Below are 23,661 nucleotides of genomic sequence, written 5' to 3'. Positions count from 1 at the left end.
GAAGCGGTTCCGCGCGGCGGAGGTGTTGCATGTCCCGAACGCTCGACCAGCAGGCGCGTTACCGACCCGATGAGCCCGAGGGCGAGCGGATGACCGAGGATGCGGCGAACACGGCCATTCCGCGCCACAGCGAGGCGGAGTTGTTGGAGCAGCAGCCGATCCAGGCGCCGGGGCTGCACCCGACCGCGATGAAAGCGGCGGATGTCTTCTCGACGCTGGAGCTGGAATTGAAACCCGATCCGTCGCGCACCGTCGTGCGGCCGTTCGGCTTCGGCTATCCCGAGGCGTTCGCGGACGGGCGGACGCCGCGGAGCAAGGCGGTGGCCGAGCGGCTGATGGCGCTGGCGCCCGAGATGCGCGCGCGGATGCGCGAGTTGCTGATGAAGCCGATGTGCGAGCGGCATCGCAACGTCCAGCACACCTTTCTGCGCCGATACGATCAGATGCGCGAGGAGATCGGCGATCCGGCGAACGACGAAACCGACCGGCTGCTGATCGGCGCCTATTTCAGCCAGGAATATGCGTTCGAGTCCGCCGCGCTGTTCAACCCCAGCATGGTGGCGCTGCCCGAAGAGGCGAAGACGGAAGGGTCGGTGCGCTTCCTGATGTCGCTGCGCGGGATCGGCGAGGGGCATATTTCCTCCGTCACGTTCCGCACCGGCGAGTGGGACGGCGAGCGCGGGCTGACGCTCGATCCGCCGAGTTCGACCGGCATTCCGCCGCAGGTCGAGCCGCACGACGACGGGTGGCTGCGGCTGATCTGCGAGGAAAGCCAGGATGTGTCGGAGACGGTGATCTTCCCGATGCTGCCGAGCCAGCGGCAGGGGATCGAGGACGTGCGGCTGGTGAATTTCACCGACGACGATGGCACCAAGAGCATTCTGGGCACCTATACCGCGTTCGACGGGCAGAATGCACGGCAGGAGATGCTGCGCGGCGTCGACCTGCGCACGGTCGAGATGCGGCCGCTGACGGGCCGGATGGCGGCGTACAAGGGGATGGCGCTGTTCCCCAGGCGGATCGACGGCGACTTCGTGATGCTGGGGCGGCAGGACAACGAGAATATCTGGCTGTGTCGGTCCAACGACATGGACGTGTGGGAGGAAGGGCAGATCATCATGACGCCCAAATACCCGTGGGAGTTCGTGCAGCTGGGCAATTGCGGGTCGCCGATCGAGATCGACGAGGGATGGCTGGTGTTCACCCACGGCGTCGGCATGGTGCGGGGTTACTGCGTCGGCGCGTGCCTGCTCGACCGCGACGATCCGGCCAAGGTGCTGAAGCGGACGCCGTCGCCGCTGCTGTTCCCGAGCGCCGAGCAGCGCGGTGGGTATGTGCCCAACGTCACGTACAGCTGCGGTGGGTTGCTGCACGGGCGGCGCGTATTGCTGCCCTACGCGATCGGCGACGAGTTCAGCGCATTCGCGGTCGGCTCGGTCGACGACATTCTGGCGGTGATGGAGCCGGCGTAAACGGTCGAAGTCGTCCGTTATCGCGGCGTAAAGTGGAGGGTGCTCAGGCGAGATGATCGCCTGAGCACCCGAGGTGTTACGACAGCCCGACGCGGAGTGACGGGTTGGGATTGTTCGTGCCGTTGGGGAAGAACCCGCCGCCGGTGCGATTGGCGCCGGTCGCGTTGAGGTACACGATGTTGTGCACCTGCTGGCTGTTGCGGCTGTAGGCGAGCCCGTTGACGTTGGCGGGCACGAGGTTCGCCGTGTTGCCAGAGCCGACCAGACCCTGGTCGTCGTCCGATCCGATGCCGCGCACGTCGTCGTTCGCGGGCGTGCCGTCGAGCAGGTCGCGTGCGTCGGAGATCTTGGTCGTCGCGGTGATAAGCGACGTGGTCGACATGCCCTTTGCGTAGAGCACGGTGCGCACGATGCCGGCGTGGTACGATTCCGCCGCCAGGATGCCGGCTGCTGCCTCCAGATAGGTCTTATTGGAGAGCAGCGGCGCTGCGCCCTTGTACGCGGTGACGCCCACGTCCTCAAAGATAAACGCGCCGAGCAGGAAGTTCTCGGGCGAGGAATAGGGGTTGAACGTGTCGGTGGCCCCGATCACCCCGGCCGCGCGCGCGGCGGCCGTGAACGCACCGTTCGCGCCACCGTCGATGTTGATGTTGGGCATCGCGATCGCCGCCGAGCCAAGTACGTTGCGCAGGAACACGACGTGCGCGAGCTCGTCCGCCGCGATCTCGCGCGCGTAGGCGCCGACGACCGGATCGCCCGAGAAGTCGACCTTCGCGCCGCCGGTGACGGTCCCGCCGGCCGTGCCCGAGCCGCTTGCGGTCAGTGCCGCTGTCAGGCCGGTGCCGCCGACCGCGTAGAGGTAGAATTGCGCTTCGAGATATTCGAGGTTGAGCGCCAGGTTGAGGACGTCGTTGTCGGTGACCGCGGTCGAGGTCGGCGTGGGGGTCGGCGACGGGGTCGGCGTCGCGGTCGGCGGGTAATTCTCGTCCTCCTTGCAGGCGGAGAGGAGCGAGGCACCACCCAGCAGCACGGCACCGCCGCCGGCGGCTTTCAGGAACCCGCGTCGCGCCGCGCGCCGGTTTTCGGCCGCAGTCAGGATTTCGATGGCTTTGAAGGGATCAATCATGTGAGCTTTCCTTGGAAACGTCGAAGGGAACATCAGCGAAGCGACGCGTCGCTCAGGTGGTCGATTTGATGTTTCCGTTGACGCCGTTGGGGAAAAAGCCGCCCATCGTGGCGGCGCCGCCATTCAGGTAGACGATGTTGAGCACCTGCCCCGGCGTGCGGCTGTAGGCGAGGCCGTTGCTGTTGAGCGGCGCCAGGTTGGCGGTCAGCGTCCCACCACTACCCGACGGTGCGATGCCCTGGTCGTCATCGGGGCCGATGCCGCGCACGGCGTCGAGCGTCGGGTTGCCGTCCAGCGTGTCGCGCGCGTTAGAAATCTTCTCGGTCGCGTCGACCAGCGCCTGCACGCCCTTGCTGTAGAGCGTCGTGCGGACGATCGCGGCGTGATACGCCTCCACCGCCAGGATGCCGGCGGCGGCTTCCAGGAAGGTCTTGTTGCTCAGCAACGGTGCCGCGCCCTTGTAGGCGGTCACGCCCACGTCCTCGAAGATGAAGGCGCCGAGCAGGAAATTGTTCGGCGACGAATAGGGATTGAACGTATCGGTCGATCCGATGACGCCTGCTGTACGCGCCGCCGCCGTGAAGGGGCCGTTCGCGTCCGAGCTGATGTTGATGTTCGGCATCGCTACTGCCGACCCGCCGAGCGCCGTGCGGAGAAAGGCAACGTGCGCCTGCTCGTCGGCCGCGATTTCGCGTGCATAGGCGCCGACCAGCGGATCGCCTGTGAAGTCGACCTTCGCGCCGCCGGTAACGGTTCCGCCCGCCGCGCCACTGCCGCTGGAGGTCAGGTTGCTGGGCAGGCCGCTGCCATTGACGGCGTAGAGATAGAATTGCGCCTCGAGGTATTCGAGGTTGAGCGCGAAGTTGAGCACGTCGCTGTCCGTCACCGTCGTCTGCGCGAGCGCGGGATCGGCGTAGGCGAAGGCACCGCCGGCGGCGGCGACACCGAGGGCCGCGGTGAAGAATGCGCGTCGGTCGGCGCGGCGTCGCGCGCGTCCGTCAAACGTTTCGATTAGCTGATCCTGCTCGGCTCGTTCGTCCTGCATCGTCACTAGGCACCTCCCAGCCCGCGCAAGGCAACACAAACGCCTTTCTTCATGCGGGCAAATGAAGGTACGAGGTTGATCCGGATTAGGATGCAGGCGCGATCATATAAAATGACGGTCGATCAAACGGAGGCAATGGCGCGGCGAGCGGCGCTGATCACGGCACTGGCGGCGTGCGGCGACGGCGACCGGGCGGCGTTTCGCCAAATCTACGACATGACCGCCGCGAAGCTTTTCGGCATCTGTCTTCGTATCTGTGGCGAACGACAGGTCGCCGAGGACGTGTTGCAGGAGGTTTATCTCATCATCTGGAAACGCGCGCCGACCTATGACGCCGCGCGCGGCAGTCCGATCACCTGGCTTTGCGTCATCGCGCGCAACCGCGCGCTCGACTGGCGCCGGTCGAAGCAGGCGCATTTTGCCGCGGCACATGACGAGGTCGACACCGGTAAGTTCGCCGAGGTCGCGGACGAGGCCGCGCTCGCCGACGACGCGCTGATGCTCGCACAAGAGCGCGAGCGGCTACACCTGTGTATCGATCAGCTCGACGACCGTCCGCGCGCGGCGATACATTCCGCCTTTCTCGACGGGTTGACGTACGTCGAGGTGGCCGAACGCGCGGCCGTGCCCCTGCCGACGATGAAGAGCCTGATCCGCCGTGCCCTGCTCCGTTTGCGGGAGTGCCTGCGCGATGACGGATGACGATCGCGTCACCGCCGCTGAGGTGGCGATCGGCCTGCTGACGGGCGACGAGGCCGCGGACGCGCGTGCCCGCGCTGCGGTAGACCCGTCGTTCGCGCGGGAGATCGACTGGTGGCAGCAGCGCCTGGCGCCGCTGTTCGCGCAAGTCGGCGACGTGGAGCCGCCGTCATACCTGCGCGAGCGGATCGACGCGCGGCTCGACGTGCCGACAATCGGCGCGCACGGGGGCCGAGCTGGAGCGGGGGCGAAATGGCGTCTGCTCGGCCTGGGCGGCGCGCTCGGCGCGCTGGCGGCGTCGATCGTCGCCTTGATGATCCCGGCGACGCCGCCGATCCCGACATCACCCGCGCCGCAGGTCGCGACGGCAACGCGGCCACTCGTTGCATCGCTGCTGCCGACGACCGGATCGACGAAGCAGCCGGTCACGGTCCTGCTCGAGCGCGACGCGGCGCGGCTACGGCTGTCCGCGAGCATCGCGGTGCCCGATGGGCGTAGCGCGCAATTGTGGCGCATTCCGGCCGGTGGCGCGCCCGTGCCGCTCGGCGTGCTGTCGCGCGCGTCGCAGGCGTACGTTCGCTTGCAGCAGTCGAACCTGCCCGCGGCAGGAGACCAGCTGGCGGTGTCGATCGAGCCAGTGGGTGGATCGCCGACCGGCCAGCCGACGGGGCCGGTGATCTTCGCGGGTGTGGTCACCACGGTGTAGCGGCGAGATCGCCACTCGATGCAGCGTGTCCGCGCTGGTTCTCCGACGCGAGCGCGGGTAAGGCGGCGGGCGACGTGAGCTTCGATCCTTTCCCCGCATGACGGCCGAATTCGGCCTTGCCGCCCTTTGGTTCGCCGCGACGCTCGCGGTGTTGCAGATCGCCTTGTCCGGACTCGCGCTTCGGCGTGGACGCGACGACGTGGCGGCGGCGATGCGGCCGGTGGCGATCGTGCAGGGCGCGCTCGTCGCGCTCGCGATGGCGGCGCTGATCGCGTGCTTTCTCGCCTCCGACATGTCGGTGGCGTTGGTGGCGGCGAACAGCCATTCGGCCAAACCGTGGCTGTACAAGTTCGCGGGCGCGTGGGGAAATCACGAAGGCTCGATGCTGCTCTGGGTGACGATCCTTGGGCTGGCGGGTGCCGCGGTCGCGCAGTTCGAGCGGCGATTGCCCGAGCGAACGCTGATCGCGACGCTGGGCGCGCAGGCCGCGATCGCGCTGGGGTTCTACGCGTTCCTGCTGTTCGCCTCCAACCCGTTCGCGCGCGCCGATCCGGCGCCGGCGGACGGCGCGGGGCTGAACCCGCTGTTGCAGGACCCGGGTTTGGCATTCCACCCGCCGACGCTCTACGCCGGTTACGTCGGTCTATCGGTCGCCTTCTCGTTCGCGGTCGGGGCGCTCCTCACGCGCGACGTGGGGCCGGTGTTCGCACGCGCGATGCGGCCGTGGGTGCTGGGCGCGTGGGTGTTCCTGACGCTGGGGATCACCGCGGGGTCGTACTGGGCCTATTACGAGCTCGGCTGGGGCGGGTGGTGGTTCTGGGACCCGACCGAGAACGCGAGCCTGATGCCGTGGCTGGCGGCGACCGCATTGCTCCACTCGGTCAGCGTGCTGGCGACGCGCGATGGATTGCGCGCGTGGACGATCATGCTGGCGGTGGTCGCATTCTCGATGAGCATGATCGGCACGTTCCTGGTGCGATCGGGTATATTGACCAGCGTCCATGCCTTCGCGGTCGATCCGACGCGCGGCAGCTTCATCCTCGCGTTGCTGGTGATCTACATCGGCGGCGCGCTGGCGCTGTTCGGCGCGCGTGTCGGGACGGTTCGGCAGGGCAATCTGTTCGATCCGCTGAGCCGCGAGGGTGCGCTGGTGGTCAACAACCTGCTCTTGTCGGTGATCCTGGGCGTGGTGCTGATCGGGACCTTCTACCCGATCGTCGCGGGCGCGATGGGGGTGCAATTGTCGGTCGGGGCGCCGTTCTTCGACAAGACGGTCGGGCCGCTCGCGCTGCTGCTCGTCGCGGTGATGGCGGCGGGGCCGTTGATGCGGTGGCGACGCGACGAGGTCGGCGCGGTGATCGAGCGGCTGCAATGGCCGATCGCGGCCGCGCTGTTCGCGAGCGTCGGCGTGTTCGTGCTGGGCGGTTGGATCGGCGTGCTGCCGACCGCGGGGATCGGGCTCGCCGCGGGGTTGGCGGTGGCGAGCGTCGCGCCGCTGGCGAAGCGCAACCTGCGCCGCGCGCCGCTGACCTTGTGGGGCATGGTGGTGGCGCATCTAGGCGTAGCGGTGAGCCTCGCGGGAATGGCAGCGTCGAGCGCGTTCACGACCGAGCGGCTGGCGGCGGTGTACGTCGGCGATCCGGTGCGGGTGGCGGGTTTCACGGTGACGCTGGACGGCGTGCGCCCGGTGATCGGTGACAATTGGACCGCGCTGGAGGCCAGGCTGTCGGTCCGCGAGGGCGAAGACGCGCCATTCGTGCTGCGCCCGCAGGTGCGCTATTTCACCACGCCGGTGACGACGACCAACGAGAGCGCGATCGCGACGCTGGCGGGCGGGCAGCTCTACACCGTGCTGGGCGCGCTGGGCGACGACGGGCGCTGGCAGCTCAGGTTGTGGTGGAAGCCGTTCGTGACGCTGATCTGGCTGGGCGGCGCGATGATCGCCGCGGGTGGGGCGCTGTCGATCGTCGGGCACCAGCGGCGCGGGTGGATGAAGCGGCGGCGACGCGCGGAGATGGAGTGGTACGCGTGAGCGGCAAGCGGTGGGTCGTCTGGCTGCCGTTGTGCGCGTTCGGCGTGATCGTCGCGGTCGTGATGTGGGGGCTGTACCTGCCCGCGGACCGCACCGTGCACTCGGCGATGGTCGGCAAGCCGCTGCCCGCGTTCACGCTGCCGCCGATCGTGCCGGGCAAGCCGGGGCTGTCGGACAAGGATTTCAGGCAGGGCAAGCCGCGGCTGCTCAACGTGTTCGCGAGCTGGTGCATCCCCTGCATCGCCGAGGCGCCGCAGCTGATGACGTTGAAGGCGGCGGGCGTGCCGATCGACGCGGTCGCGATCCGTGACACGGGGCCGGCGATCACCGGTTTCCTGCGGCGCAACGGCGACCCGTACGCGCGGATCGGCGACGATGCGACGAGCCGGCTGCAACTGGCGCTCGGCTCGTCGGGGGTGCCGGAGACGTTCGTGATCGACGGCCGCGGCGTGATCCGCATGCAGCACGTCGGTGACATCCGCCCCGAGGATGTCGCGCGGTTGCAGCAGGCGTTGGCCGAGGCTGAGGTTGGGGCCGAGTGAGGAAGTTCGTTCTCGCGCTCGCGCTGATCGCGGCACCCGTGATGGCGCAGCGACCGCCCGCCGCGCTCGCCTATACGCAGCTGCCTGATCCGGCGCAGGAAGCGGAGGCGCGCGCCCTGATGGCGACGCTGCGCTGCCTCGTCTGTCAGGGGCAGTCGATCGCGGACTCGGACGCCGACATGGCTGGCGACATGCGCGCGCTGGTGCGGCAGCGGATCGCCGGCGGCGAGCGACCCGACGAGGTTCGCCAGTGGCTGATCGCGCGCTACGGCGACTACGTGACGTTCGACCCGCCGGTCGGAGGCACGACGTGGCCGCTGTGGGTCGCGCCGATCGTGCTGCTAGGGCTTGGCATGCTGGTCGCGCGCGCGTCGTTCCGCCGTCGCTAGAAAGCGCTTGGGCGCGGCGACGATCGCGCTTAGTCTCGCCAGAACAAAAGTTATGGGCGAGGGAAGTTCGATGCGGCTGGTCAGCGACCATATCGTCGAGGGACGCGCAGGACCGACGTTCGCGCCCGCTTACCCGGTGCTCGAGCAGGTGCGACTGACCGACATTCGCGCGTTCACGCACGGTCAGCCGTGGGATGATTACGCCGCGATGCGCGCGCGCGCACCGGTGATGTGGCACGAGGGACCGCGCACCAGCGGCGGCGGCACGGGCGTCGGTTTCTGGGCGGTGACCGGGTATGAGGACGTGAAGCGCGTCAACGGCGATCCCGAGACCTTCTCGTCGGAGGCGGGCGGCATCCTGATGGGGCTGGGGCCGGAGGAGACGCGGCACCCGACGTTGTTCTCGGCCTCCACCAATTCGATGATCAATCTCGACGGACGCGCGCATCGGCAGCTGCGGCGCGAGCACATGCCGTATTTCACCGCGAGCTACATGAAGGGGCTGCGCGCGCGCGTGGCGGGTGAGGTGGCGCGGTTGCTCGACGGGGTGGCACCGATGGGCACGTGCGACTTCGTCGAGAAGTTCGCGCAGCGGTTGCCGATCTTCACCTTGTGCGAGATGCTGGGGGTGCCGGTGGCGGACCGCGAGCGGTTCGTCGGCTGGATCCACTTCCTGGAAATGGCGCAGCAGGTCGCGGCCGAGCAGATCGAGCAGCTGGCAGGGCTGGCCGCGCCGAGCCCGCAGATCGCGGCGTTCATCCAGTTGTTCAACCACAACGTCGGCGAGATGTTCGAGTATGGGCGCGACATGCTGGCGAAGCGGCGCGCCGACCCGCAGGACGACCTGATGAGCGCGATCGCCAACGCCGAGGTAGAGGGCGAGCGGCTGCCGGGCGAGTATCTCGACGGGGCGTGGCTGCTGATCGTGTTCGCGGGCAACGACACGACGCGCAACACACTGTCGGGCGCGATGAAGCTGTTCACCGAGCACCCCGAGCAGAAGGCGCGGTTGCAAGCGGATGGAAGCCTGCTGACCAATGCGGTGCATGAGATCACGCGCATGGTGTCGCCGGTCATCTACATGCGGCGTACCGCGACGCGGGACGTCGAACTGAACGGTCAGATGATCGCGGCGGGCGAGAAGGTCATCATGTATTACGGTGCCGCGAACCGCGACGCCGCGATGTTTCCTGATCCCGACCGGTTCGACATCGCGCGCACCAATGCGGAGAAGAACATCGCCTTCGGCTACGGCCCGCATCTGTGCATCGGGCGGATGACCGCGCAGGTGCAGCTGGAGGAAGCGTACCGCCAAATCTTTCGGCGCTTTCCCGACATGCACTGGTCGGGCGGGATCGACATCGCGCCGAACAATTTCGTTCATGCGCTGCGGCGACTGGAGGTCGCGTTCACGCCCGAGCGGCGGGCGGCGTGAGCCGCTAGAGCGTGCCGGCCAGGATCGCGCGGGTGCCGGCGTGCAGCGGATCGTATTCGACGATCGTGTCGAGGCTCTGCGCCATTGCGCGGATCAGCTTGGTGCCGACGCCCGTACCCTTCGGCACCGCGTCCCCGATGCCGACGCCGTCATCCTCGACCGACAGGCGGAAGCGCTGGTCGCCGTCGCGGGTGAGCGCGATGCGCACTTCGCCGGGGCCGTGCGGATAGGCGTATTTGCACGCGTTGCTGACCAGTTCGGTAACGATCACGCCCAGCGACACCGCGCGATCGGTCGGCAGGCGGACGGGTTCGGCCGCGAGCTTGAGCGCGCGCGGGGTGGCGGGCGTCGACCAGGTCGCGGTCAGCTCGTCGATCAATGCAGTCAGGTATTCGTGCATGTCGACGCTCTCCACCGCGTCGCCGGTGTAGAGGCGGCGGTGGACCTGCGCGATCGCGGTGATGCGGCGCTGCGTATCCTCCAGCGCCGCACGCGCGGCCGCGTCGGTCAGCGCGCTCGATTGCATGCGGACCATCGCCGAGACGAGTTGTAGCGAGTTGGCGACGCGGTGATTGACCTCGGCGAGCAGCGCCTCGAGCCGGGCATTGCTGGCGCGCAGGTCCTCCTCAGCGCGCAGCGTCGCCTGTTCGAGCAGGCGGCGTTCGATCACCTGTGCGAAGGTGGCGTCGAGCAGGTCGAAGAAATCCTCGCCCGGCGTCTTCACGACGTAGTCGGCGGCACCGGCGCGCAGCGCGGCGATCGCGACGCGGCTTTCCTCCGAGCCCGTCACGTAGACGACGGCGGGCGGGTTCGGCAGCGCGCGCAGCCGCGCGAGCGTTTCCAGCCCGTCGATGCCGGGCATATAATGGTCGACCGCGACGAGATCGAACGGCTCGCTCGCCGCGGCGGCGACGCCCGCCTCTCCGCCGTCGGCCGCGGTGACCGAATAGCCGCGTCTCTCCAGCGCGCGCGACACCAGCCGGCGGATACCGGCGTCGTCGTCGATGTAGAGGACGCGGCGCACGCTCACGCGCCCGTTACCGGCCGTCGTCCAGGTCGGGCACCTGGATGACCGACAGGAACAGGCCGAGCTGGCGGATCGCCTGCGCGAAGCTCTCGTAATTGACCGGCTTGGTGATGTAGACGTTGGCGCCCAAGTCGTAGCAGCGCTGGATCTCGACCTTGTCGTCGGTGGTGGTCAGCACGACGACGGGGGTGCGGCGCACCGGGCCATCGCTGCCCTTGATGCGGGCGAGGATGTCGGTGCCGCTCATGTCGGGCAGGTTCAGGTCGAGCAGGACGAGTGCGGGGCCGTTGCGCTGCGGGCCGTCGGCGGCGTTGAAGAGGTAGTCGAGCGCGGTGGTGCCGTCGGTGAAGTGGCGAATCTCGTTCAGGATGCCGGCGCGGCGGATGTTCTTCTCGATCAGGCGCGCGTGACCCTCATCGTCCTCGATCATCACGATGTTGACCGACTGCGGATTGGAAGAGGCGTTCATTCGGAGCGATCCTGCGGTTCGAGCGAGAGGGGCAGCGTTAGGCGGAAGGTGGCGCCTTCGCCAAGGGTCGAGGAAACCTCGATATGGCCGCCGAGGCGGAAGACGAGCGCGCGGACGGTGGCGAGGCCGATGCCTTCGCCCGGGCGATCCTGCGTGCCGGAGCGGCGGAACAGGTCAAACACGCGCGAATGGTCGCGCGGGTCGATGCCGCGGCCGTTGTCGGCGACCTCGATGATGATGCGCGAGGCCTGGCGGCGACCACGCACGGTGATGCGGCCGGGTACGCCGGGCTTCAGATATTTGACCGCATTGTCGACGAGGTTGGAGAGGATCTGGTCGAGCGAGAAGCGGTCGCTGACCACGTCGGGCATAGGCTGCTCGATCACGATCTCGGCGTCCGCCTCGGTCAGGCGGTGCGTCATCGCGTCGCGGATGTTCTCGACCAGCGCGACGAGGTCGAGCCGTTCGGGCGAGAGCACGCGGCGACCCTGTCGCGACAGCATCAGGATGGCGTTGATCAGCCGGTCCATCTTCTGCGTCGAGGTGCGGATGAAGCCGATCGCCTCGGGCAAGTCCTCGCGCGCGGCGAGGCGCGCGTCCTCGCTGACCAGGTGCGGCGCCTCCTGCTCGGCGCGGTCGACGAGCTGGGCCAGCTGCTGCGTCGAGGCTTCGAGTTCGGCGGTGAAGCCCATGACGTTGACGAGCGGGGAGCGCAGGTCGTGGCTGACGATATAGGCGAAGCGCTGGATCTCCTCGTTCGCGCGCGTGAGGTCAGCGGTGCGATCGGCGACGATCGCCTCCAGATTCGCGTTCAGCTCGTTGAGCGTATCGCGCGACCGCCCGAGATCGCGCGTGTAGGTGAGCACGGCGGCGAGCGAGATCAGCGCGACCACGACCAGCAGCACGCCCGTCAGCGCGAGCATGACGTAGAAGGCGTGCACCGCGTCGCGCAATTCGGCGTCGCGCTGTGCGAGCAGCGTGCGCTCGATCGCGATCATGCGGTTCATCGTGCGGCGCACCGCCATCATGCGGCGCGAGGCGGTTTCGGTATGGAACAGATCGCGCGCCTCGACCACGCGCCCTGCATCGACGAGCGCGATCGATTGCGCGCGCGCGGCGGCGATCGGACCGATCTGAGCGTCGAGTTCGACGACGTTGCGACGTTGCAGTGCATTGTCGGCTACCAACGCGTCGAGTGCGGAGAGGCGAACGGGCAGATCGCGCGCGGTCGCCTCATAGGCGGTGCGCAGCAGCGGCACGTCGGGGGCGAGCAGATAGCCGCGCCTGGTCGTCTCGCCTTCCTCGATCAATCGGCGCAGATCGATGATCGCGTTCTCGACGCGGTAGGTATGTTCGACCCAGCGCGCGTGGACCTGATTGCGCTGCGTCATCCATGCAGCGGCAATCCCCGCGGCGACGAGCGCGAGGAAGCCGATCGACATCAGCGTGGTCAGCCGCTTGCCGATCGGGCTTTCTCTCGGCGAGACGAACAAGGTGGGCGAGCGGGCCATCGCGCCCGCGATAAGCAGCAAAGCGGACCTGTCACAAGTGTGATAGGTTAGGATCGCCGCCTAGCGTGACAATTAGCGCAGCGATTAAAGCAGTAATTCTTGGGCGGTGGCGCGACCGACGTGCCCGCCGCCGCGGCGCCGCGCCATTTCGGTCTCGGCGGTGAAGCGGATGTCGGGATCGCGGTCGGTCATGAACTTGACGAGGCTTTCCTCCTCGATCTCGCGCCATTCCTTGCCGCGGTCGGGGCCGTAGCGGACGCGCGGCAGCAGACCGGGCTCGTTCGACCATTCGACCAGTTGCGCGACGCTCGCCTCGTTCAACTGGTCGCGGACGTGGTGCGCGGTGACATAGGCGTCGGGGAAGGCGCGGTGCGCGGGCAGGCCGCGCTCGTGCTCCAGCCCGTAGGGCTTGCGCCAGTAGCGCAGTACCTGGTTGGAGAAGGACGGGCTGTCGGGCCAGAGCCGCAGCGCGCACTTCCACGTGCAGATCCAGTCGGCGTTGCGCGTGAAGGCGGGAGTGCAGAATTGCTCCTCGAACGCCGCGCGGTGCGCGGCGAGCGCGACGCGGCGCGGGTAGGGGTCGAGCACCTGACGCGCAACATCGTGCCAGTAAGGCGCGTCAGCGACATCCTCGTCGCGGATGTGGTGGATCGCCTGCGTGACGGGCGGCATCAGGCGGCCGGGATTGACGAGGATGTTGCCGCCCTCGCCGTAGAGTTCCCAGCGGCCGTCTTCACCGAGCGCCACGTCCTGCCAGCCGACCTCGCATACCGCATGCGCGGGCGGGGCGGAGCCGGTCGTCTCCAGGTCGATGACGCGAACGATCTGCGGTTGCGGGCGGGGGCGGGTGGTGAACGTCGACACGAAAGATAAATGGGCGTTCAGGCGCGCGAATACCACCATACGCCGTCGCGGGTGGTGCGAACCACGCGGCCGGTGACCTCCAGGTGGCGCAGGTGGGCGAGTGCCTCGCCCGTCGCCATGCCGATCACGTCGGGGCCGATCGGGCGGCGGAACAGCTGTGCGAAACAGTCCACCGCGCGGCGCGGCTCGGTCATGTGCGCGACGAGCGCGTCGAGCCGGTCGCGGTGCTCCTGCTCGAGTGCGTCCAGACGCGCGTGGAGGCCGTGGAACGGGTCGCCGTGGCCGGGCAGGACGAGCAGATCGTCCGGCAGCCGGCGGAAACGCTCGATCGAGGCAAGCCAGTCGCCGAGCGGGTCGGCGCCGGGTTCGCCGGCGTGGAGCGAGATGTTGGAGCTGATCCGCGGCAGCACCTGATCGCCCGCGATCAGGATGCGGCGGTCATAGTCGACGAGGCAGGCGTGCTCGGGCGAGTGGCCGCTGCCCACCACGACGTGCCAGTCGGCGTCACCGATCCGCAGCACCTCGCCGTCGCGGATGCGGGTGTAACCGAGCGGGAGCCGGGCGATCATCTTGGCGAAGCGCGCGAAGCCGCCCTTGCTCGCCTCCGCGATCTGCTCGTCGCTCCAGCCGGCACCGCGCCAGAAGGCGATTTGCTCGTCGGGCACCTCGGGTCGCGCGTCGGACGACAGCATGCGCGCGGTCAGCCACTCGGTGCGCGTCATCAGGATCGGCGCGTCGTCGAAGCGGCGTGAGAGCCAGCCGGCGAGGCCGAGATGATCGGGGTGCATGTGGGTGCACAGGATGCGGCCAACGCGTTCGCCGGCGAGCGGGCCGTCGAGGATGGTGCGCCACGCCTCGGTCGTGCGCGGGCTGGCCGTGCCGGTGTCGATCGTGAGCACGCACGGGCCGTTCGCGTCATGGTCGTCGAGGATCAGCCCGTTGACGTGCTTGAGCGGCCCCGACATCGGCACCCGCCACCAGCGGATGCCGGGCGCGATCGTCACCAGCTCGCCGGGCTTGGGCGCGCGGTCGCCGAACGGATAGGTGAGGCCGGCGGCGCTGGTCGGGGTCAATCCCTCGTCGCCGATCAGTCCTCGCTGGTGGTGTGTCGCCATGCCGGAGACGCTAGCGGGCATAGGCGGCGCACGTCACGCAGATAATGAAGCGGGCGGCTTAAACGTAGGGCGGGTTCGTGCGGTTGGTAGCGCGGCAGGTTTGGCCGAAATTTTGATCCGGCTAGCGGTTCCGGCTGTGCGTCAAAGATAAAGAGCCGCGACCGAGTATTCAGTCGCGGCTCCTTCCATGTCTGACTGCCGGGCAGCGCGGTCGCTTAGCGGCGGAACGGATCCTCGAACGCGGGGCGGGCGGTCGCGCCCTCGTCGTAGCCGTTCTCCGCGTCACGCGCGGCCTGGTCGCGCTCCGCGCGCAGGCTCGCGATCAGCGCCTGACGGTCCCCGTCGAGGCGGGTGTCGGTCTGCTGCTGCTCGATCCCCGCCGCCTTCGCCGCCTTGCTGACCGCGGCGTCGAGCTCGCGCTGGCTGGTGAGGCCGAGCGTGACCGGGTCCTTCGGCGTGATGTTGGCGATGTTCCAGTGGCTGCGGTCGCGGATCGCGGCAATCGTCGTGCGCGTGGTCCCGATCAGCTGCGAGATCTGGCCGTCCGAGATCTCGGGATGGTTGCGGATGATCCAGGCGATGCCGTCGGGCTTGTCCTGCCGCTTCGACACCGGGGTATAGCGCGGGCCCTTGGTGCGGCGGACCTGGTCGGGACCCTTGGTCATCTGCATCCGGTAGTCGGGGTCGGCCTGCGCGCGGTCGACCTCCTCCTGCGTCACCTCGTGCGCGCGGATCGGATCGCGGCCGGTGAGCTTCGTCGCGGCGGTGTCGTCTGCGATCGCCTGCACCTCGAGGATGTGGAGGCCGCAGAAATCGGCGATCTGCTCGAACGAGAGCGCGGTATTGTCGACCAGCCAGGAAGCAGTGGCGTGGGGCATGAGCGGCTGGGCCATGCGGGAACTCCATAAATGCAAAGGGCCGCCCCTTACCGGAGCGGCCACACCATGCCCGCAGACTTAGTGCAGGGGGAGGGCGAGGGCAAGCGGGGTGTGCGTGGCGCTCGGACTGTACGGTCAGGCGGCGAGGCGGGCGGGGGCGATCGGTTGCAGCGCGGCGAGGAACTGCTCGGTCGCGGCGGCCCAGGTGAAGCGCTGTCCGGCGGTGGCGCAGGCGCGGCGGTCGAGCCTTAATGCGGCGCCGATCGCGGCCGACAGGTCTTCGTGCATCGCGCCCGTCGCAGCGGTGAGCACGTCGACCGGCCCGGCCACGGGAAAGGCGGCGACGGGCGTCCCGCAGGCGATCGCCTCGATCATCACGAGCCCGAACGTGTCGGTGCGGCTGGGAAAGACGAAGGCGTCGGCGCTGCGATAGGCGGCGGCGAGCGCGTCGCCCGAGCGACGGCCGAGGAAGTGCGCGGCCGGGAAACGCTGTTGCAGCGACGCGAGCGCGGGGCCGTCGCCGATCACGACCTTGCTGCCCGGCACGTCGGCGGCGAGGAACGCGTCTAGGTTCTTCTCGACCGCGACACGGCCGACGTAGAGTAGCACGGGACCGGGTAGCGGGCGCATTGCGGGGTCGATCGGCCCCGCGGGCGCGAAGCAGGCGAGGTCGACGCCGCGGCCCCACAGGCGTGTGTGGGCGAGGCCGTGCGCGTGCAGCTCGGCGGCGATCGTCGGGGTGGAGACGAGCACGGCCTCGGCCGCGGCGTGGAACCAGCGGACGTAGCGCCATACCCAGTCGGGCGCGACGCCGGTGCGTGCGGCGACGTAATCGGGAAACTGCGTGTGATAGGCAGTGGTGAAGGGGAGCGCGCGCGCGCCGCACCAGCGCCTGGCCGCGAGGCCGAGCGGGCCTTCGGTGGCGATATGGATCGCATCGGGCGCGAAGGTGGCGAGGCGGCGGCCGACCGCGCTGCGCCCGGCGAGGGCTAAGCGAATTTCGGGGTAGGTCGGGCAGGGCAGGCTGGCGAAAGCGTCGGGTGCGATCACCAGCACGTCGTGACCGAGTGCCAGCAGCTGCGCGCGCGTCGCCTCCAGCGTGCGGACGACGCCGTTGACCTGCGGTGCCCAGGCGTCGGTGACGATCGCGATCCGCACGGGACCGCTCAGGCGGCAAGCGTGAGCGGGACGGCGGCGGGCGCGTCGCGGTCGCGCCGCGCGATCTCGTCGGCCCAGTGAAGCAGCTCCATGCGGCCGTCGTGATGCTCGACCAGCGCGGTGCAGCCCTCCACCCAGTCGCCGTCGTTGTAATAAGCGACCCCGGCGATGTCGCGCATTTCCGCGGTGTGGATGTGGCCGCACACGACGCCGTCGACGCCGCGCGAGCCCGCCGCCTGCGCGACCACCTCCTCGAAGCGCGAGATGAAGGCGACCGCGTTCTTGACCTTCGCCTTGGCATGTTTCGACAGCGACCAATAGGGCATGCCGGCGCGGCGGCGGAAAGCATTGACCCAGCGGTTCAGCCCCATCAGCGCGGTGTAGGCGGCGTCGCCGACGTGCGCGAGCCAAGTGTGCGCGAGCGTGATCGCGTCGAACTCGTCACCGTGAAGCACCAGCAGGCGGCGACCGTCGGCGGTCTCGTGGATGGCCTTGCGGCGGATCTGGATGCCGCCGAAGTCGAGCCCGGCGAACTGGCGGAACATCTCGTCGTGGTTGCCGGGGATGTAGACCATCCGCGTGCCGCGCCGAGCGCGCTTCATCAGCCGCCACACGACGTCGTTGTGCGCGGCCGGCCAGTAGAAGCGCTTCTTGAGCCGCCAGCCGTCGATCATGTCGCCGACGAGATACATCGTGTCACTGTCGACATGGTCGAGGAAGTCGATCAGCAGGTCGGCGTTGCAGCCGCGGGTGCCGAGATGCACGTCGCTGATCCAGATCGCGCGATAGCGGCGGCGCTGATTACCCTCTGGCTCCGGGCGGTGCGGACGCGAGGCGGCGAAATCGAACAGGTCGGTGATGTCGGCACCGTTCGGCGGTGCGGTTGTCAGGCGCGCGATCGTCGTGGCGGTCATCGTCGTGGCTCTCCCGGTCGGGAAAGGTCCTACACCGGCCATGTTACGCCCGCGTCTCGGGCGCGTGACGCCGTCGCGACAGCGCCGTGACGCCGCCGCGACAGGGGCGTGACGGTTCGGCGACACGCATCCGGCCGCGCGCCACTGTCTCACGCTTGCAACATCGCCGTGCTTTTACGCGCCCCGCATGCCGCGGGGGCGTGCCGCGTCGTTGACAGGCGTGGCGGCACGAGGGAAGCGGGCACCAACAGGAGGAATTATCATGTCGTTTAAGTCCATGCTGGGTGGCAGCGTCGCCGCCGCGCTGATGACCGTTTCCACCGCCGCCGTCGCAGCGCCCGCGCCGACGAACCCAGCGGCGTCCTTGTCGATCCGCGCGGCGGCGCCGGCGGCGAAGTCGAGCCAGATCGGCGCGGCGGTGCCGACCGGCACGCTGATCAGCATCGGCATCCTGGCGGCGATCGTCGCGGTGGTGCTGGTCGCGACCGACGGCGGCGACGACAACAGCGACAGCAACTGAGCCGAGGCGCTTCGCCGAGCGGCGGAGTGGCAACAGAAAACGGCGCGGCGGGGATGCCCGGCGCGCCGTTTCCCGGCCCGGCTGTGTCGTCGCTCAGTCGAGCGTCAGCACGATCTTGCCGACATGGTCGCCCGCCTCCATCCGGCGATGCGCGTCGGCGGCCTCGGCGAGCGGGAAGGTGCGGTCCATCACCGGCTTCAGGCGGCCCGCCTCGACGTGCGGCCATACCGTCTTGTGCAGCTCGTCGGCGACCAGCCCCTTGAACGCGGCGTCGCGCGCGCGCAGCGTCGATCCGGTCAGCGTCAGGCGGCGGCGCATGATGTCGAAGATCGGGATCGTCGCGTGCGTGCCGCCCTGCACCGCGATCGAGACGTGGCGACCGTCGTCGGCCAGGCACTGCATGTTGCGCGGCACGTAATCGCCGCCGACCATGTCGAGCACCGCGGCGCAGCCATTGCCCCCGGTGATCGACTTCACCTCGGCGACGAAATCCTGCGTCTTGTAGTTGATCGCGTGATGCGCGCCGAGTTCGCGCGCCGCGGCGCATTTCTCGTCCGAGCCCGCGGTCACAATGATCGTCAGCCCGAACAGGTTGGCAAGCGCGATCGCCATCGTGCCGATGCCGCTCGTGCCGCCGTGGACGAGCACGGTGTCGCCCTCGACAGCGAAGGCGCGCTCGAACAGGTTGGTCCACACGGTGAACAGAGTCTCGGGAAGCGCAGCGGCCTCCGCCATCGACAGCGCCTCTGGCACGGGCAGGCATTGCGCTGCGGGGGCGACCGCGTACTCGGCATAGGCACCGCCCGCGACCAGCGCGCAGACCGGCTGGCCGATCATCGCCGCGTCGACCTCGTCGCCGACCGCGACGACCGTTCCGGCGAGTTCAAGCCCGAGCGTCGAGGGCGCGCCTGGCGGGGGCGGGTAGCCGCCCTTGCGCTGGAGCACGTCGGGACGGTTGACCCCGGCGGCGGCGACGCGGATCAGCACCTCGCCCGCGGCCGGAGCGGGCACCGGGCGCTCCACCGGCACCAGCACCTCGGGTCCGCCCGGCGCATCCGGATCGATCGCCAGCATCGTCTCGGGTAGGTCACCCATCACACGAAGTCCCCCATTTCGCCGCGGCCTTATTGACTTCACGTCGGGCAGGGTCAACGTTCGTCATCGTGGACCTGGACGATATCCTCGGTCGCCGCGGCGACGATCCGCTGACGGCGTTGCTGGCCGAGGACCTCGACCGGCTGTCGGTCGGCGAGCTGGAGGCGCGGGTCACGGCGCTAGAGGGCGAGATCGCGCGCTGTCGCGCGAAGATCGCCGGTGCGGTGAGCCACCGCGCGAGCGCGGACTCGCTGTTCAAGTCGTGAGACGCGCGCGCCGATGACCGGGACCGCCCGCCTGCACATGCCGACGACGGCGATGCAGGGGGTGCGTGGCGAGCATGCGCGGGTCCGGCCTTTCCGGAGCCAACCGACCGCCATGAACGTTCAACCCGGTGATGGCGAGAAGGGCGCGCGGCTTGATGCGGGGCGCTCGACTACCGACATAGGTGGAAAGGGCGATGCCTGTTCGGGCAGCGCCCGACAGGAGTAAGTAACCGATGCCTTCTTTCGCCAGCGCTCTCGAGACCACGCTGCACAAGGCGCTCGAGGCCGCGTCCTCGCGTCGCCACGAATATGCGACGCTGGAGCACCTTCTACTCGCGTTGATCGACGACGAGCACGCCAGCCAGGTGATGGCCGCGTGCGGGGTCGACACGGGTGAGCTCAAGACCACCGTCGCACACTACCTCGACACCGAACTCGGCGCGTTGAAGGTCGACGCCGCCACTGATCCCTCGCCGACCAGCGGCTTCCAGCGCGTCGTCCAGCGCGCGATCCTCCACGTCCAGTCCTCGGGCCGCGACGAGGTGACGGGCGCCAACGTCCTCGTCGCGCTGTTCAGCGAGCGCGAGAGCTACGCGGTCTATTTCCTCCAGCAGCAGGACATGAGCCGGCTGGATGCGGTCAGCTATATCAGCCACGGCGTTGGCAAGGGCAACGCCACCCCGGAGGCGACGAGCGTGAAGGGTGCGGAGGAAGAGAAGAAGGAAAAGGCCGAGTCGGGCAAGAAGGGCGAGAGCGCGCTTAAGCAATTCACCGTCGACCTGAACGAGAAGGCGAAGACCGGCAAGGTCGACCCGCTGATCGGGCGCTCGGCCGAGGTCGACCGCACGGTGCAGATCCTGTGCCGGCGCTCGAAGAACAACCCGCTCTACGTAGGCGATCCGGGCGTGGGAAAGACCGCGATCGCGGAAGGGTTGGCGCGCAAGATTGTCGAGGGTGACGTGCCCGAGGTGCTGCTGCCCGCGGTCATCTACTCGCTCGACATGGGCGCGCTGCTCGCCGGCACGCGCTACCGCGGCGACTTCGAGGAGCGGTTGAAGGCGGTCGTCAACGAGCTGGAGAAGATGCCCGACGCGGTGCTCTTCATCGACGAGATTCACACCGTGATCGGCGCGGGCGCGACGAGCGGCGGCGCGATGGATGCGTCCAATCTGCTCAAGCCCGCGTTGTCGGGCGGCACGATCCGCTGCATCGGATCGACCACCTACAAGGAGTTCCGCAACCACTTTGAGAAGGATCGCGCGCTGCTGCGCCGGTTCCAGAAGATCGACGTCAACGAGCCGTCCGTCGAGGATACGATCAAGATACTCGCCGGCTTGCGCTCCGCGTTCGAGGAGCACCATTCGGTCAAGTACACGCCCGAGGCGATCAAGTCGGCGGTGGAGCTGTCGGCGCGCTACATCAACGACCGCAAGCTGCCCGACAAGGCGATCGACGTGATCGACGAGGTCGGCGCGATGCAGATGCTGGTGGCGCCGAACAAGCGCAAAAAGACGATCACCGCCAAGGAGATCGAGGCTGTCATCGCAACGATGGCGCGCATCCCGCCGAAGTCGGTGTCGACCGACGACAAGAAGGTGCTCGAGCATCTCGAGACTGATCTGAAGCGCGTCGTGTTCGGGCAGAATGCCGCGATCGAGAAGCTGTCGTCAGCGATCAAGCTGGCGCGCGCTGGTCTGCGCGAACCGGAGAAGCCGATCGGCAATTATCTGTTCTCGGGCCCAACCGGCGTCGGCAAGACCGAGGTGGCGAAGCAGCTGGCGACGATCCTGGGCATCCCGCTCCAGCGGTTCGATATGTCCGAATATATGGAGCGGCACTCGGTCAGCCGGCTGATCGGTGCGCCTCCGGGCTATGTCGGGTTCGATCAGGGCGGTCTGTTGACCGACGCGGTCGACCAGAGTCCGCACTGCGTGCTGCTGCTCGACGAGATCGAGAAGGCGCATCCGGACCTGTTCAACATCCTGTTGCAGGTGATGGACAACGGGCGTCTGACCGACCAGCACGGCAAGACGGTCGACTTCCGCAACACCATCCTGATCATGACGACCAATGCGGGTGCCAGCGACATGGCGCGCGAGACGGTCGGCTTCGGCAACCTGACCCGCGAGGGTGAGGACGAGCAGGCGGTGCAGCGGATGTTCACGCCCGAGTTCCGCAACCGGTTGGATGCGGTGGTGCCGTTCGGTTACCTGCCCCCCGAGGTGGTCGCGCGTGTGGTCGACAAGTTCATCCTCCAGCTGGAACTCCAGCTCGCCGACCGCGATGTGCACATCAAGCTGGATGACGAAGCGAAGACGTGGCTGACGACCAAGGGCTACGACAAGCTGTATGGCGCGCGCCCGATGGGCCGGTTGATCCAGGAGAAGATCAAGCAGCCGCTGGCCGAGGAATTGCTGTTCGGCAAGCTGGTCCACGGCGGCGAGGTAACGGTGAAGCTCAAGGACAATGCGCTCGCGTTCACGATCGAGCCGGCGGCGCCCAAACCCAAGAAAAAGGGTGGCAAGGCGGCGACCGTCAAGGCGTGAGCCGCGGCTAGCGCTGAGTGACATGGGCCCCGGCCGGGTGACTGGCCGGGGTTTTCGTTTGCGTAGATTTGGCGGCTAGCTGATCAGGTCATCCGCCTCAGGATTTCGTTGCTCTTTGCAGCTCGCCAAGGAACTGGGACCTTGGACCGGGTCTGGGATAACGGGGAAGGAAGGGCAGGCGCGTCCGCTCGCCGCTCAGCCTGCCAGTGCCTCGGTAAAGTGGCGGCGGCATAGCGCGACGTAGCGGTCGTTGCCGCCAATTTCGGTCTGCTGCCCCTGCGCGATTGGGCGACCGGCGGCGTCGACGCGCAGGTTCATCGTCGCCTTGCGCCCGCAGGCGCAGACCGACTTGATCTCGATGAGCGAGTCGGCGAGCGCGAGCAGGCGGGCGGAGCCGGGAAAAAGCTGTCCTTGGAAGTCGGTGCGCAGGCCGTATGCGAGTACCGGCACGGCGAGGGTGTCGGCGAGCCAGGCGAGCTGGTCGACCTGCGCGTCGGTGAGAAACTGCGCCTCGTCGACCAGCACGCATGCGATCGGCGTTTGCGCGTGCTGCGCCGCCACCTGCGCGGCAAGATTGGTCGAGGTGTCGAACGGGGTCGCGGGCGCGGACAGGCCGATGCGTGATGTGATCGTGCCCGCGGCGAAGCGATCGTCGATCGCGGCGGTGAACAGCATCGTCGCCATGCCGCGCTCGCGGTAGTTGAAATCGGCCTGGAGCAGGTTGGTCGACTTGCCCGCGTTCATGCTGGCATAGTAGAAATAGAGCTTGGCCACGGTGCGTAGCCTATTCGTCGTCGTTCAGGTCGCGCGCAACCTCCGGACGGCGCAGCAGCGCGTCGATGTGGCTGCCCTCGTCGAAGCTTTCGTCCGCCAGGAACTTGAGTTTGGCAGCATATTTGTTCTGCACGCGGTGCGCGACCTCGCGCTGTAGGTAAGCCGTGTTGGTGCGCAGCGCCTTGAGCACCGCTTCCTCGTCGCGGCCGAGCAGCGGCTTCACGAACACGGTCGCGTGGCGCAGGTCTGGCGACATGCGCACCTCGGTCACGCTGACCATGTGCTTTGCCAGCGTCTCGTCATGCACGTCGCCGCGTTGCAGGATCTCCGACAGGACGTGGCGAACCTGCTCGCCGACGCGCAGCGTACGGACGGATTTCTCGGGCTTGTCGTCGTTCTTCATCTCATACTCTTCATCGCCACGAGCACAGCGTCGCCGAGCTGTCGCGTGTTCCGGAACCCGCCATTAGCATTGCGCAGGTCAACGCCAAGGGTCGCCGCGAGCATACGGAGCACGGGCATCGCGGTCGCGAGTTCGACACCGTCTTCCAGCACGCGCACGGTTCCACTTTCGTATTGGCGGACCATCCAGCGATCGTAAGCGGCCTCGGCGATGATTGCCTGATCGTCCATGTCGCGCGCGGGGGTACGCGGCGGTCGGATCGGGAATTCGACCTCGCCGTTCGCGAGGGACCGCAGATGGTGATCGAAATCAGCGCGCAGCACATCGAGCAGTGTTTCGATCGCAACACCATTGTCGGCGTCGGTGCTGATCCGCAGCACGATGATGCGGTCGACGAGCGTGAGCGTGCGCGGGTTGAACGTCGCGCGGCCGCTGGACGTGACGGTCTTGACCGCGATGCGCTCGCCATCGAACCCGACCACGTCGTAGCCACGCTGGTTGACCGCGCCCGCCATCTGACGACCTCGGGTCAGCATGGCGGCGTAGAACTCACCAATGCGCCCGGTCAGGTGGCGAAGCCCGGCAAGCGGTGCGCCCCAATCGAGCTCCTTTTCAAGCCAGCCGAGCGCCTCGCCGAGCGAGCGGATGATCTGTGTCTGTGACAGCATCCGCCCG

24 protein-coding genes are annotated in these 23,661 nt (G+C 68.2%); 10 read left to right on the top strand and 14 right to left on the bottom strand.

Translation table 11 applies throughout. From position 1 onward, the window contains the following. Positions 1-188: 188 nt before the first annotated feature. On the top strand, positions 189-1,472 hold the full coding sequence (locus BMW51_RS04270; RefSeq protein WP_093003921.1) for a glycoside hydrolase family 130 protein: 1,284 nt from the start codon (positions 189-191) through the stop codon (positions 1,470-1,472). 76 nt (positions 1,473-1,548) lie between these two features. Here the strand turns inward: BMW51_RS04270 and BMW51_RS04265 are convergent, their stop codons facing one another. After that, positions 1,549-2,598 (bottom strand): ferritin-like domain-containing protein, encoded by a 1,050-nt coding sequence (locus tag BMW51_RS04265; protein WP_093003557.1) that lies wholly within the window; start codon positions 2,596-2,598, stop codon positions 1,549-1,551. A gap of 52 nt (positions 2,599-2,650) precedes the next feature. Then, the gene (locus tag BMW51_RS04260) at positions 2,651-3,643 is read right to left on the bottom strand and encodes a ferritin-like domain-containing protein (RefSeq protein ID WP_093003919.1); all 993 of its coding nucleotides are present in this window, start codon (positions 3,641-3,643) and stop codon (positions 2,651-2,653) included. Positions 3,644-3,754: 111 nt separating this feature from the next. Here BMW51_RS04260 and BMW51_RS04255 point away from each other — a divergent pair, with 111 nt between their 5' ends. The 6 genes from BMW51_RS04255 to BMW51_RS04230 all read left to right on the top strand — a co-directional run bounded on the left by BMW51_RS04255 (position 3,755) and on the right by BMW51_RS04230 (position 9,446). Further along, entirely contained in the window at positions 3,755-4,345 is a 591-nt protein-coding gene (locus BMW51_RS04255) for a sigma-70 family RNA polymerase sigma factor (protein ID WP_093003555.1), read from the top strand. Next, positions 4,335-5,048: an anti-sigma factor gene (locus BMW51_RS04250; protein WP_093003553.1), complete on the top strand. Its 714-nt coding sequence runs from the start codon at positions 4,335-4,337 to the stop codon at positions 5,046-5,048. The genes BMW51_RS04255 and BMW51_RS04250 overlap by 11 nt, the downstream gene beginning before the upstream one ends. A 97-nt stretch (positions 5,049-5,145) precedes the next feature. Beyond that, entirely contained in the window at positions 5,146-7,080 is a 1,935-nt protein-coding gene (locus BMW51_RS04245; protein ID WP_093003551.1) for a heme lyase CcmF/NrfE family subunit, read from the top strand. 62 nt (positions 7,081-7,142) lie between these two features. Next, positions 7,143-7,622, top strand: coding sequence for a DsbE family thiol:disulfide interchange protein (locus BMW51_RS04240; protein ID WP_093003917.1), 480 nt, complete (start codon positions 7,143-7,145; stop codon positions 7,620-7,622). Further along, positions 7,619-8,011: a cytochrome c-type biogenesis protein gene (locus BMW51_RS04235; RefSeq protein ID WP_245708265.1), complete on the top strand. Its 393-nt coding sequence runs from the start codon at positions 7,619-7,621 to the stop codon at positions 8,009-8,011. Before BMW51_RS04240 ends, BMW51_RS04235 begins: the two co-directional genes overlap by 4 nt. A 70-nt stretch (positions 8,012-8,081) precedes the next feature. Then, a complete protein-coding gene (locus tag BMW51_RS04230; protein ID WP_093003913.1) occupies positions 8,082-9,446 on the top strand; it encodes a cytochrome P450 in 1,365 nt (454 codons plus the stop codon). Positions 9,447-9,450: 4 nt separating this feature from the next. On the opposite strand, the gene BMW51_RS04225 is transcribed toward BMW51_RS04230, so the two are convergent. The 8 genes from BMW51_RS04225 to BMW51_RS04190 all read right to left on the bottom strand — a co-directional run bounded on the left by BMW51_RS04225 (position 9,451) and on the right by BMW51_RS04190 (position 17,382). Then, positions 9,451-10,476: a sensor histidine kinase gene (locus tag BMW51_RS04225; RefSeq protein WP_093003549.1), complete on the bottom strand. Its 1,026-nt coding sequence runs from the start codon at positions 10,474-10,476 to the stop codon at positions 9,451-9,453. A gap of 7 nt (positions 10,477-10,483) precedes the next feature. Then, a complete protein-coding gene (locus tag BMW51_RS04220) occupies positions 10,484-10,942 on the bottom strand; it encodes a response regulator (protein ID WP_093003547.1) in 459 nt (152 codons plus the stop codon). Beyond that, entirely contained in the window at positions 10,939-12,453 is a 1,515-nt protein-coding gene (locus BMW51_RS04215) for a sensor histidine kinase (protein ID WP_093003911.1), read from the bottom strand. Before BMW51_RS04215 ends, BMW51_RS04220 begins: the two co-directional genes overlap by 4 nt. A gap of 84 nt (positions 12,454-12,537) precedes the next feature. Continuing rightward, positions 12,538-13,356, bottom strand: a complete 819-nt coding sequence (locus BMW51_RS04210) for a 3'-5' exonuclease (protein ID WP_425440961.1) — start codon at positions 13,354-13,356, stop codon at positions 12,538-12,540. After that, a complete protein-coding gene (locus BMW51_RS04205) occupies positions 13,335-14,432 on the bottom strand; it encodes an MBL fold metallo-hydrolase (RefSeq protein WP_093003545.1) in 1,098 nt (365 codons plus the stop codon). The genes BMW51_RS04210 and BMW51_RS04205 overlap by 22 nt, the downstream gene beginning before the upstream one ends. A 215-nt stretch (positions 14,433-14,647) precedes the next feature. Further along, positions 14,648-15,325, bottom strand: coding sequence for a DUF1013 domain-containing protein (locus BMW51_RS04200; RefSeq protein ID WP_093003543.1), 678 nt, complete (start codon positions 15,323-15,325; stop codon positions 14,648-14,650). Positions 15,326-15,445: 120 nt separating this feature from the next. Further along, entirely contained in the window at positions 15,446-16,468 is a 1,023-nt protein-coding gene (locus tag BMW51_RS04195) for a glycosyltransferase family 4 protein (protein WP_093003541.1), read from the bottom strand. A gap of 8 nt (positions 16,469-16,476) precedes the next feature. Then, entirely contained in the window at positions 16,477-17,382 is a 906-nt protein-coding gene (locus BMW51_RS04190; protein ID WP_093003539.1) for a UDP-2,3-diacylglucosamine diphosphatase, read from the bottom strand. 262 nt (positions 17,383-17,644) lie between these two features. Between BMW51_RS04190 and BMW51_RS04185 the strand changes: the two genes are divergently transcribed. Beyond that, positions 17,645-17,902 carry a hypothetical protein gene (locus BMW51_RS04185; RefSeq protein WP_245708264.1) on the top strand — a complete coding sequence of 86 codons (258 nt, stop codon included), beginning with the start codon at positions 17,645-17,647 and terminating at the stop codon, positions 17,900-17,902. 93 nt (positions 17,903-17,995) lie between these two features. Here the strand turns inward: BMW51_RS04185 and BMW51_RS04180 are convergent, their stop codons facing one another. After that, entirely contained in the window at positions 17,996-18,997 is a 1,002-nt protein-coding gene (locus BMW51_RS04180; RefSeq protein ID WP_177171504.1) for an NAD(P)H-quinone oxidoreductase, read from the bottom strand. Between the two features lie 68 nt (positions 18,998-19,065). Here BMW51_RS04180 and BMW51_RS04175 point away from each other — a divergent pair, with 68 nt between their 5' ends. Then, positions 19,066-19,263: a DUF1192 domain-containing protein gene (locus tag BMW51_RS04175; protein WP_093003537.1), complete on the top strand. Its 198-nt coding sequence runs from the start codon at positions 19,066-19,068 to the stop codon at positions 19,261-19,263. 233 nt (positions 19,264-19,496) lie between these two features. Further along, complete coding sequence (gene clpA, locus BMW51_RS04165) at positions 19,497-21,809, top strand: ATP-dependent Clp protease ATP-binding subunit ClpA (RefSeq protein ID WP_093003533.1); 2,313 nt, start codon at positions 19,497-19,499, stop codon at positions 21,807-21,809. Positions 21,810-22,004: 195 nt separating this feature from the next. Here clpA and BMW51_RS04160 read toward each other — a convergent pair whose 3' ends face one another. Genes BMW51_RS04160 through BMW51_RS04150 form a run of 3 tightly spaced genes read right to left on the bottom strand, consistent with a single transcriptional unit; the run spans position 22,005 to position 23,654 of the window. Further along, positions 22,005-22,583 carry a thymidine kinase gene (locus BMW51_RS04160; RefSeq protein ID WP_093003531.1) on the bottom strand — a complete coding sequence of 193 codons (579 nt, stop codon included), beginning with the start codon at positions 22,581-22,583 and terminating at the stop codon, positions 22,005-22,007. 10 nt (positions 22,584-22,593) lie between these two features. Beyond that, a complete protein-coding gene (rbfA, locus tag BMW51_RS04155) occupies positions 22,594-22,986 on the bottom strand; it encodes a 30S ribosome-binding factor RbfA (protein WP_093003529.1) in 393 nt (130 codons plus the stop codon). Then, positions 22,983-23,654 (bottom strand): hypothetical protein, encoded by a 672-nt coding sequence (locus BMW51_RS04150; protein ID WP_093003527.1) that lies wholly within the window; start codon positions 23,652-23,654, stop codon positions 22,983-22,985. The genes rbfA and BMW51_RS04150 overlap by 4 nt, the downstream gene beginning before the upstream one ends. Between the last annotated feature and the right edge of the window lie 7 nt (positions 23,655-23,661).

This window comes from Sphingomonas palmae, from assembly GCF_900109565.1.
In the GTDB taxonomy this organism is placed as follows: domain Bacteria; phylum Pseudomonadota; class Alphaproteobacteria; order Sphingomonadales; family Sphingomonadaceae; genus Sphingomonas; species Sphingomonas palmae.
The sequence above is the reverse complement of the archived record's forward strand: the minus strand, read 5'-3'. Positions and strand labels throughout refer to the sequence as shown.